Below are 11,357 nucleotides of genomic sequence, written 5' to 3'. Positions count from 1 at the left end.
AATATCCCAGCCAGACAGTCGCTCTGTAGAAGAATCAGACAAGCCATAAATGGTACATTATCAAAGCGCAAGTCCCCAGCGAGAAACCAACAACGATGACACCCCCCAAGAAACCCCCGAATCGGAGCAGTAAAGATTTGCATACCACAGAAAGGTAACTTAGGCAAAAAACTTTACAAATATTTAGGGTTTGCTGAAAAAGTTTGTTGGTGGGGTTAGGATTCAGGATTCGGTCGTCAGGATTCAGGAGTCAGTCCCGATGAAAAAATTTTCACCCCCACAGATGAAAGAGGTTTCCTTCCCCACACCCCACACCCCACACCCTACACCCCACTTCCCCATCTGCTTAACTGCGTTTCCAAGTATTCCAAGCGACTTTAAAACCGATCAGGAGGCGACGGCTGCCACGATCGAGCTTGCTAAGACCAGCTTTAGCACTACCGATACTGCGATCGACTCCTTGGACAACTTGGCGGGTACTTTTGACCCCTTCATCGATATTGTCGGTTAATTCGCTGATTTCCGCCCCTGTTAGGCGAATTGCTTCTAGAGTCGGGGGAAATTCCCGATGGAGGGTATCGAACAATTTTTCGGCACTCCGGGCTGCCCGGGCTAACTCTTGCAGAGCAGGTAAAGCGGCGATGAAAACCGCCGTTAAACTAACGGCGACTAGCAGTAAAGAACATCCTAGCCAGAAAATAGGTTCGGTCATTTAGTAGTGATTCGAGTGTTGATTATCGCCCTGGGGGGATTCTTGCGAGTCAGGGGAGGGATTGTCCGTGGCTATACTTTGACTAGCTTCGATTCCGGCTGTCACCGCCTCTTTTAATCTCATTAAAGTATCATCCCAATTACGCCGGGCTGATTCCGATAGGCGATCGGCCTGCAATTGCATCGTTGTGGTCAGATCTTCGGCTAATTCAGGCAAAGCCCTGGCGGATTTTTGCAGAATTCGACGGGTTTCTTTTCCAGATCTCGGCGCTACTAATAAACCCGCCACTGCCCCGATCGCACTGCCCACTAAAACCCCGACGACGAATAAGCCACCGTTACCGTTATTTTTATCTGCCATAGGATTGCCCCTGTACTTAATTCCCAATTTTACGAGGAATTACACTTCTCTTGTGCAGTTTCTTCGGCAAAAATTTTGACCTGTTGCTCTTGGTAAGCAGCAACAGACCTAGAAGGGATAAATTGAGAAAAAACTAGCGATCGGGGAAAACCTGATTTTACGGCTGACTTTGAGCCAATAAGGGAGTGAAAAAGAAGAACCTCTGGGAGTCTTGCCGTGTTTCGACCCCAAAGGTTCCTCTTATGCTGAACTTATACTCCTCACACGATATTTATATTACACACAATCCGCTGCTTTTGTCAAGGGGTTTATGAAATTTTTTCCATAGACTTCTGGCCAAATTAATTTTTTAGGGTCGGTAGGCGCTCTTGCTGGGGACAGTTAAGTAGGGTTTGCGGCAAAAAGTTTTTCCTGGGGGTAGGGTGTGGGGTGTGGGGTGTGGGGTGTGGGGTGTGGGGTGTGGGGTGTGGGGTGTGGGGTGTGGGGTGTGGGGTGTGGGGTGTGGGGTGTGGGGTGTGGGATCAACTATTGCCTTCAAGCCATGTTTTTAAATCTCGTTCTGGTTTGGCCACATTGAATAAATGTAAACCAAAATCCTCTGAAATATCTTGACAAATTTTCACTCCTCTGATAGTGTTGCCTTTTTCATCTAAAAGGGGCGAAAAAGTTCCAATTCCCAACTGATGGGGAACTACTGCCGTAATTCCGCCCCCGACACCGCTTTTTGCCGGTAATCCTACCCGATAGGCCCATTCTCCCGAAGCGTCGTACATTCCACAGGTAAGCATAACACTGATCACATCTTGAACGTAGTGTTCATCGATCGCCCGTATTCCTGTGATTGGGTTGACACCTCCATTAGCCAAAGTAGCGGCCATCAGGGCTAAATCGTGAGCATGGACGAGGATGGCGCATTGTTGACAGTAAAGGTCGAGGGTTTCTTCAATTTTATCGCTAACCATGCCAAAATTTAGCATCAGATAGGCCATGGCCCGATTACGATTGCCGGTGGATTTTTCCGAGAGAAAAACGGGGACATTAATCTCGTGATCCCTACCCGTATAGCGTTTAAACATTTCTAAAATACGTTTTAGCCTTTCCGTGGCATTCTGTCCGGTGATTAAATCCGTGGTAGCGATCGCACCAGCATTAACCATAGGATTATAGGGACGATTGGTTTTTTCATCGAGAATAATCGAGTTAAAAGCTTCCCCCGTGGGTTCAACACCGACTTTACTGTTAACGTATTCCCTTCCGTGATCTTCTAGAGCTAATCCAAAGACAAAAGCTTTAGAAATCGATTGTACTGTAAAGGTTTGCCGACAGTCTCCCACCTCAAAAATCTGACCGTCAGTGGTAATTACCGAAATACCAAACCATTGTGGAGCTGCTAGGGCTAATTCCGGAATATAATCAGCGATCTTACCCGTCTGTAAATCAGAGTATTTGTCGTGAAGATAGTTAAGATAGTTGCGAAAAGGATAGACCAACTTTTGACCAGAATTGACCGGACTAATAAAATCTTTTGGGGAAGCCATAGAGGAGTATAGCAGTTATCTTAATAATGAGTGACAAAGTTGTGGTTTTGGCTAGTCAGTGGCCGGTATTGAGGAGACGATGCCCAATGAAGTTATAATGAGATTAACTGCCGTAATTTTGCTTGTAAAGTCTTTTTGCCGAATTTAGTTACAGTTTGTTGACGCAACCATTGCGGGTGACAACGTTGATCCTGACCTGGCAAAATTTCTAAACAAGCTTGAGCCACCTTTTCGGCATCTCGATAGGGAACGCGCCACCCCACCAAACCATCCTGCAGCGGTTCTGCTGAACCGTCCTCATCTCCAGAAATCACGGGAATACCACAGGCCATGGCCTCTAGGTAAACAATCCCGAATCCTTCCCGGGAGGGCATAACGTAAGCATCGGCTAAACGATAATGGTCGGCTAATTCCTCCGTCGGGACAAAACCCGCGAAAATTACCTGTTTATCCACTCCTAACTGCTTGGTTAAAGCTTCTAACCTGGGGCGATCGTCCCCACGTCCAATGACTAGATATTTTACTTCGGGATAAGTCTCTAGAATTGTCGGCAGGGCCCGAATGGTAACATCTACCCCTTTATGGATATCCCCCGACCACAACCGGGCCACTGTTAATAAAACTTTGGCATTTTCCATATCATATTTTTTGATTAATGTCAAGGACTTTTCGCCTAAATTAAACTTTTCTTCATCCACCACACAGGGGAGAATTGCTACTTTTTTGGGATCGATAGCGTTAGCCTTACACATAAGATCGCGAGTGTAACGGCTAATTGTCCAGATCGATGCGGCCGCTTGCAGGGCCTGTTTTTGGGAATTTGGTAAAGGTTCCCAGACTTCATTGCCGTAGGTGAGGACGGTGTAGGGTATGCCTAAAGCTTGACAGTAAAGACGGGTGAGGGGGGCTAAATTTATATGACCACAAAAAACCCGTTGGGGACGTTTCCGGAGGAGAGAAACTAGAAACTTAAGGGCTAATTGAATGCGTCCGAGAGTTGCTGAGTTATTTTTCAGGTAATGAAAGGTAATACCTTGATTTTTGAAAGGATTAGGACAATCAGGGGCATCCCGCAGTAAAAAAACCTCGGCCGCCTCGCAATCGGGCAAAGTGAGATAAGCTTGCAGGACATCCTTGATATAGGATTGAATACCGCCTTCTTGGGAAAAAATCTCTAAAAATAGGAAGATATGAGGCATCATAGAACGTCAGCGTCAAAAAGTTTTAGGTTTGGCGAAAAAATTTTCCCCGATCTCTTATCTGTACTATCACACTTTCTTGATCTATTTCGATCGTCTCCCCAGTAATAACTCCTAACCGCTAACAGTCCGAAAAAGAACAATCTGGTGGCTCTTCTTGAGTTTAACTGCCAGAATAAGGGGAATTCCGATGCTGATAGCTAAAATAACTGATATTAGTCAGTTTAGCTGATGATGCTGGTCAAGGCGATAGATAAAAAGTGAAGGACGGGGAAATAGTCAGAATTTTCCCGGATGCCAAAGATCAAGCTATTTCTTTGTCCCTTGTGTCATCGGGGAATCTTCCCTTTTAACGCTAGATATTTTCAGGAATTACTAGAGACAAAAAAAATTAAAGTTCCTCAACTGCTCCCAGAACGGTTAAGCTTATTTTAATCTCTGTAATTGCTTTTATGGCTCATTTGACTTCTGAAAGACTCAATTTAACCACAAAAATCGCCTATGGTGCTGGCGATTTGGGACCGGCTATCACTGCCAATATCTCGGTATTTTACCTGCTATTTTTCCTCACTGATGTGGCAGGATTATCGGCAGGATTAGCTGGTAGTGTGCTGATGGTGGTGAGAATTTTCGACGCTATTAACGATCCGATCATTGGCATGTGGAGCGATCGAACTCGTACTATCTGGGGTCGTCGCTTACCATGGATGTTATTGGGGTCGATTCCCTTCGGAATTAGCTATTTTTTACTGTGGTTAATCCCGACTAATAACCAATTATGGCTATTTTTATATTATATTTTTATTGGTATTATCTTTAATTTAACCTATACAGTAGTCAATCTTCCCTACCAGGCACTCACCCCTGAATTAACTTATGATTATAATGAGAGAACCCGCTTAAATAGTTTTCGTTTTGCCTTTTCCATCGGGGGCAGCATTCTCTCATTAATTCTCTATATTATCGTCTCATCGTCCTATGCCAACGATCTCCATCAAGCTTTTTTATTGTTAGGTGTAGTTTGTGCTTTAATGTCGATTATAGCAGTTATTTGCTGCGCTTTAGCTTTACAAGAACGAGGAGCAAAAGCGATTCTCAATTCTCCCCAGAAAAAAGTTTTGGCAATTGCTTTTATAGTTATCGGTGGGCTTTCCTCGGTCTATGGACTAGGAAAAATTGGGGTAAATCCCAGAGACTTTATCGCTATTTCCACAATTTTATTAGGAATAGAAGGGATAGTTTCGGGGTTAACCCTTTACTATGGCAAAACTGAAAATCATCTCAAGGATAGCGCGGCAATTAAACAGAGAGAAGCGGATAATAATACCGAAACTATTCCCCTGAAAGAACAATTAAAAATAGTTTTTGGTAATCGTCCCTTTTTATACGTTATTGGCATCTATCTTTGTGCTTGGTTAGGAGTACAATTAACTGCCTCGATTTTGGTTTACTACGTCGTCAGCTACATGAGACTATCGGAAGCAGAATCGGGTTTAGTCGCTTTGGCAGTACAGGGAACAGCTTTAGTGATGTTATTTTTCTGGCAAGCAGTTAGTCAGAAATTAGACAAAAAGATAGTCTATTTTTTAGGGATGACATTCTGGATTATTGCCCAAATTGGTTTATTTTTGCTCCAACCAGGAGAAATAACTTTAATGTATGCTTTGGCAGTTTTGGCAGGATTTGGCGTATCTGTGGCCTATTTAATTCCTTGGTCAATGGTTCCCGATGTGATTGAATTAGACGAATTAGAAACAGGAAAACGTCGAGAAGGTATTTTTTATGCTTTCATGGTACTTTTGCAAAAAATTGGTTTAGCTTTGGGGTTATTTCTTGTCGGTATTGCTCTAGAAACATCGGGTTTTAAACCGAGAATCCCAGGAGAAGCAATTCCCCTGCAGCCAGATAGTGCTTTAATAGCAATTCGCCTAGCAATTGCTCCTTTACCGGCATTTTTTCTGATCATTAGCTTAATTCTTGCCTATTTTTATCCAATTACTCGCCAAGTTCACGCCGAAATTTTAGACCAATTAGCAACAAGAAGACAAGAGGAAAAGTAAACATCAGTTTTTTGAGAAACACTGTCAGTTAAACCCCGTAATAATTTTTCTTCTTCAGGTTCCAATCGTTTTGTAAATTATCAAGACAAAGTTATACTAAATCCGTTGAGTATAGGCTACATATCAGGACAGGCACTCATGCAAAAGGGGAAATAAATAATCAGTTTTTAATAACCGGATTTAGTATTAGACCCATGATTGCAGACATTTTTGAAAATTTTCCTTTTTACGATGGTTTTCCTGAATTGAGATTCTCCCCCCTACTAAAGCAAGGGGGAAAAAAAATCAATTGGCACGCTGTTCAACCAACAGTTGGTAAGCATGATTAAAATCAGCCGTTGTAATGCGAATCTCAGCCGGGTCAGTCATTCCCTGATGGCGATAACGACGAATTGCCATCAGTGCCGCTTGGTTACATAATAACGCTAAATCTGCGCCATTCCAGCCTTCGGTTGCCTCGGCCCAATAGCCTAAATCCACATCCTGTAAAGGACGTTCATCATTATGAACCCCGAGAATTGCTAAACGACTAGAGGCATTCGGTAAATCAACTTTTAACTGTAAATCCAACCGTCCCGCTCGCAATAAGGCTGGATCTAACGCATCTGGGCGATTAGTGGCTCCAATCACTAAAATCGTTGCCCCCGTTTGCAACCCATCCAACTCCGTGAGGATTTGTCCCACAACCCGGTCACTCACTCCTGAATCCCCACTATAACGACCTCTTGCTGGTGCTAAAGTATCAATTTCATCAATAAAAACCACACAAGGTGCTGCCTGACGAGCTTTGGCAAACAACTCACGCACCGCTTGTTCACTCGCACCCACCCATTTACTCAAAAGCTCAGGTCCATTAATACTAATAAAATTAGCTCGCGCCTGAGATGCAACCGCTTTGGCCAATAAGGTTTTTCCCGTTCCGGGGGGACCCCAAAGTAAAATACCTTTGGGAGCTTGGGCTTTGGTTTGCGTATATAATTGAGGATGGAGTAATGCCCCTTCCACGGACTCCTGTAGGGTTTGTTTAATCTGTTCAAGTCCGCCAATATTGTCCCAGTCCACATGGGGAGATTCCACTTCCACAGACCGCAATACCGCCGGTTTAACTTCTTTAAGGGCTTGCAAAAAGTCGGCTTGGACCACCGTCATTGTTTCTGGAATTTGCGAGTCAATCGTAGGAACCTGGCGTCGCAAAGCACTATAGGCCGCTTTCTGGCAAACGGCTTTTAAATCTGACCCGACAAATCCCACAGCATTATCGGCAATCAGAGCTAAGGAAACTGATTCATCTAGGGGCATGGAACGGGTGAGAATTTGCAGGATTTCTAAACGGCCCTTGCGGTCAGGCACCCGAAAGAGGACTTCTCGGTCAAACCGTCCAGGGCGACGGAGGGCAGGGTCAAGATGGTCGGGACGGTTTGTCGCCGCTAGAACAATCACCCCTCGGCTTTGGGCAAAGCCATCCATTAAACCCAGCAATTGGGCTACCAGTCTTTTTTCTACTTCCCCTTCAACTTTACTGCGGTCGGGTGCCATGCTATCAATTTCGTCAATAAAAACGATACAAGGCGCATTCTTACCGGCTTTCTCAAAAATTCCCCGCAGTTTTTGCTCGGCTTCCCCATAATATTTGCTGATCACCTCTGGTCCGACTAAGGCAATATAGTTAACACCGAGTTCTTCGGCCAAAGCACGGGCGGTCAGGGTTTTACCGGTTCCAGGGGGTCCGACTAAGAGAACGCCGCGAGTGGGTTCAAGTCCTAACTTGGCCAACAAGTCAGGGCGTTTCAGAGGAATGGCAATTAGTTCTTTGAGTTCTTTAATCACTTCCGTCAAGCCACCAACATCTTTCAGGGAAGCCGTGGTCGGTCCTTCGGGCGGTGTCACAGTGTCTTCAACCCCTGAATCAGTGGGAGATGACCGATTGCGATTGACCTCAAAATCATCCCCGCCAGAATTGCTCGGACGAGAAACTCCCCCTGAACGGGGAATACCGCCAGAACGGGGAATATTACTCAAGGGACGGGAATTAAATTGCATTTCGGTTTTAATTTCCCCTTTTTCCAGTTTCTCTTCCAAGATTTTAGCCAGTTCGACTAATTGCTCGAAGCCTTTGAATAATTCTGCCATAAAATTTCTCCTGAGTCAAGTGAAAGATGGGGACTGCAGCAATTCTCATTTTAAGGTTTCATGACATTAAAACCCTTGCACCTAGAGGGGTTAATAATTCTTAACGAGTCTCTAGATCGCTGAAACAACGCAAAATCGTTTCAAAATGAGAATTGCCGTGGGGACTGGGTGATAGATGGGGTGAAGAAGTCCGACTTGAGCAGACTAATTACCTTTAAAATAACAGATCTGCCGCGCTTTTTACCCGGGCTAGAGGTTCTACTGACCGGGGTAAACTGGGTAAGCGAATCAAAGTTTGATCTGGGAATAAATCCCAATCAATTTCCTCATTAGCGTGATAACGATTCTGCACGACATAACGTTGATAGACTCCCATTTTTTTCAAAGATGCTGTCAATCGCAGTTGTTCGGCAACTATAGCATCTTGGGCTTGCAAAACTCCAATAAATTCTGTATGTTGGGGGTCTTTTAGTTTTTTCTGGGCAGACATCACTTGTTGTCTTAAGGTTCGCAATCGTCCCATTAAATCTACACGCCCTAAGACATTTTGATACTTCATCCAAAGCTTAAAAATCCAACTTAACCAATCTCCTAAAGCCGTTGGCATTTCCAAAAATCGCAGGAGATGACCGGTAGGAGCCGTATCTAAAATAATCAAATCTTGTTGTTTCTGGTCTAATAAATCCATCACTGTTACTAGGGATAACATTTCATCAATTCCTGGCAGAGATTGAGCTACAATTTGTCGCCAAGCTTCCGGAGTATAAGCTAGTTTGATGTTTCCTTCTTCCTTACCTTCACCACTAATCATTTCTGCCAGTTCCCATAAATAATCATCCCGAAATTTTTCTAAAATGATATTAGCATCAACTTCTTGACCACTTAAATTATCAGTTAATTGTGTGGATTGATGTCCTAACTTTGTCCCAAAGGCATCTCCCAAAGAATGAGCCGGATCAATAGAAATAATTCTAATTTTTTGATCGGGATGACGATTAGCTAACGCCCAACCAATGGCCGCGGCAACGGTGGTTTTTCCCACCCCCCCCTTGCCACCAATGATAATGAGTTGGCGTTTGTCGTCAATAAAATCACTAAAACTCGGCAGAATTTTTTGCGGCCATTGAATAGGAGGCGGGGGAGTAAATTCTACTTTTTCGATGATTTTAATTTGACTCATGATCTGATCTAATGCTTCACCTCCTAGGGGTTCTTTTGATTGTTGGGGCAGGGTGAAAATTGTCTCTTGACCTGGAATTTTTAGGAATTTATCCAGGAGTTGCTGTTGCTCACTATAGCGATCTAAATTTTGATTAGGATCCGTTAGAATTCGATTAATAAATAAGCTGCCGCAGGGAATATTTAAGTGATGCAAACTATTGAGTAATCGTTCGGTTTCTAATAAACTCATCGGTTCGGCAATTGCCACAATTAAACAAAGGGTAAAATCCCGATCTTGTAGGATTCGTTTGCCTTCGGTTAATTCTGCTTGTGTTTTGACTAAAAAGTCATCCACATCATCGGCATTGTAGGTTTTTGAAAAAGTTTGCGAAATAACACGATGTTTTTCTTGAAACAACTCTAAAGAATTTAAAATAATCTCTAAAAAGTCTTTAATTCCCAATAAATTCAAGGTATGACCAGAGGGAGCCATATCAACAACAATTCGATCTACAACATTGTCAATAAGTAATCGTTGAATTTCTAATAGACCCATAATTTCATCTAAACCTGGCCAGTCTAAATCCCAAACAGGAGTTAAATCTTCTCCTTCAACAAAACTGCCCCGTTCTACTAAAAGTTCTAAAAATTTTCCGTATTTTTCTTTAAATTCTAAGAGCAATTTTTCCGCATCTAATGCCCTAACTTTTAAGTTGGGTAAGTCTTTTACAGGTGATGCTTGATCGCTAACTTCTGTTTGCAATACATCCCCTAAAGAATGAGCAGGATCGGTTGAGATTAACAGGATTTGTTCCTCGGGAAATAATTTAGCCCAACGGCGAGCAAATCCACAGGAAAGGGTGGTTTTTCCCACTCCTCCTTTGCCACTAAACATAACTAAATGTCGAGTGTCATAACGACTTAGAGAGTTATTTACCAAGTTAAAGTTAGTCATAGAGAAATCAAGTTAAGTAAAGTGATAGGGGGGAGAAACTTGTCCTAATTGTAATTCCCAACGGGGGCAGGCTTTCTGCCAATGCAAGACTTGCTCGATTAGTAAAGGTTCTTCTTGAAAATCAACTAAAAGATAAATTCGTGATTCTGTCCCTGGAGCAGTAATAATTCTCGTTGATGGATAGCTTTGGGTGATTAAATTCACGAGATTTTGCCATTCCGAACCTTGCAAAGTATAAAAATCTTGTTGGGCTTCATAAAGCTGTTTTTTGGCTAAAAAATATTGTCTGCCCTTGCTTTCAGAAAAGAGTACAGGCTCCTCTGGCTTACGGGGATTACATTTTAAAAGATATTCTCCTTTTCCCTCAAGTTCTTCAATTTTTTCTTGATATTCTTGGCCATGAGAACAAAGATGAGTCAGTAAATTTTCTGCCTCTAAAAAAGATGTGCCAAAACGTAAGGGTAAAATAGTGGTTTGTTGAAATAATTGACAGATGACTCGATCATGACATAAAACGGATTGAATCAAGCGTTCATCATCATTTTGTAAAGTGTCTAAACCAACTTCGGGTTCGACTACGGCCGATAGCTCTCCACCAGTTATCAGTAACAATGGGTTAGCCATTCCAACGGGTAATTTTAGGCTTTCTATGGGGGTTTTCAAAAAAGCGTAAGTATATAGATTGTACAATTTCATAGGGTTTACCAAAAGAAAATTGACGATTTTTTACAAGTTTTTATATTGGGGCGTTGATATGCTAGAATATTCTAAGTTATTCAGGGATTGTTATGACAACCACTCGTCCACCCAGACCAATTAGATCTAAAATTAGCACCATGCCTCGGAAACAATCTGAAGCAGATCACCAACTTGAGCTTTATAAGTTAATTACTGAAAAACAACGTATCCAAGAAAAATTAGAAATGATGGAGCGGCAGATTCAGCAATTAAAAAATCGTCTCACGTTTGTGACAGAGCAAATTGAGACTACAGAACAAAGTATTCAAAATTTGCGTACAGCCAACCCTCCTAGTGTAGCTAAAAAACCTGATTCCCCCAAAACTGTTGCTCACTCCTCTAATAATTCCAGTAATTTCCAAACTTTTTACCTAGAATATTAAGGCTTAACCAAGGGCTAGTTCTGACCAAGCTTCAACGAGTTCTTGAGCTTGTCAAATCCGCCCTTACTAAGCTTACAATTTGTGATTTTGTTCATGATCTATGTGGTGGGAAAGATTGCAA

The 11,357-nt window shown here is 42.7% G+C and carries 9 protein-coding genes; 2 read left to right on the top strand and 7 right to left on the bottom strand.

The window, feature by feature from the left end; genetic code table 11:
• Positions 1-346: 346 nt before the first annotated feature.
• The 4 genes from O9295_RS00450 to O9295_RS00435 form a co-directional block, all read right to left on the bottom strand.
• Positions 347-712 carry a DUF948 domain-containing protein gene (locus O9295_RS00450; protein ID WP_185240112.1) on the bottom strand — a complete coding sequence of 122 codons (366 nt, stop codon included), beginning with the start codon at positions 710-712 and terminating at the stop codon, positions 347-349.
• A complete protein-coding gene (locus O9295_RS00445; RefSeq protein WP_288030890.1) occupies positions 713-1,072 on the bottom strand; it encodes a YtxH domain-containing protein in 360 nt (119 codons plus the stop codon).
• Between the two features lie 521 nt (positions 1,073-1,593).
• Positions 1,594-2,610 carry a glutaminase A gene (gene glsA, locus O9295_RS00440; RefSeq protein WP_288030887.1) on the bottom strand — a complete coding sequence of 339 codons (1,017 nt, stop codon included), beginning with the start codon at positions 2,608-2,610 and terminating at the stop codon, positions 1,594-1,596.
• Between the two features lie 92 nt (positions 2,611-2,702).
• Positions 2,703-3,812: a glycosyltransferase family 4 protein gene (locus O9295_RS00435; RefSeq protein WP_288030884.1), complete on the bottom strand. Its 1,110-nt coding sequence runs from the start codon at positions 3,810-3,812 to the stop codon at positions 2,703-2,705.
• A gap of 449 nt (positions 3,813-4,261) precedes the next feature.
• Between O9295_RS00435 and O9295_RS00430 the strand changes: the two genes are divergently transcribed.
• Positions 4,262-5,869 (top strand): MFS transporter, encoded by a 1,608-nt coding sequence (locus O9295_RS00430; RefSeq protein WP_079209059.1) that lies wholly within the window; start codon positions 4,262-4,264, stop codon positions 5,867-5,869.
• A 285-nt stretch (positions 5,870-6,154) separates the two neighbouring features.
• On the opposite strand, the gene O9295_RS00425 is transcribed toward O9295_RS00430, so the two are convergent.
• The 3 genes from O9295_RS00425 to O9295_RS00415 form a co-directional block, all read right to left on the bottom strand.
• A complete protein-coding gene (locus O9295_RS00425; protein ID WP_288030879.1) occupies positions 6,155-7,999 on the bottom strand; it encodes an AAA family ATPase in 1,845 nt (614 codons plus the stop codon).
• Positions 8,000-8,213: 214 nt separating this feature from the next.
• Entirely contained in the window at positions 8,214-10,115 is a 1,902-nt protein-coding gene (locus O9295_RS00420) for an ArsA family ATPase (RefSeq protein ID WP_288030876.1), read from the bottom strand.
• Positions 10,116-10,127: 12 nt separating this feature from the next.
• Positions 10,128-10,811: a GvpL/GvpF family gas vesicle protein gene (locus O9295_RS00415; protein ID WP_288030874.1), complete on the bottom strand. Its 684-nt coding sequence runs from the start codon at positions 10,809-10,811 to the stop codon at positions 10,128-10,130.
• 92 nt (positions 10,812-10,903) lie between these two features.
• Here O9295_RS00415 and O9295_RS00410 point away from each other — a divergent pair, with 92 nt between their 5' ends.
• Complete coding sequence (locus O9295_RS00410) at positions 10,904-11,236, top strand: gas vesicle protein (protein ID WP_002758520.1); 333 nt, start codon at positions 10,904-10,906, stop codon at positions 11,234-11,236.
• Positions 11,237-11,357: the final 121 nt, after the last annotated feature.

This window comes from Microcystis sp. LE18-22.4A (assembly GCF_027531105.1).
In the GTDB taxonomy this organism is placed as follows: Bacteria; Cyanobacteriota; Cyanobacteriia; order Cyanobacteriales; family Microcystaceae; genus Microcystis; species Microcystis aeruginosa.
Note: the sequence above shows the minus strand (reverse complement) of the source record. Positions and strands in the feature narration are given on the sequence as shown.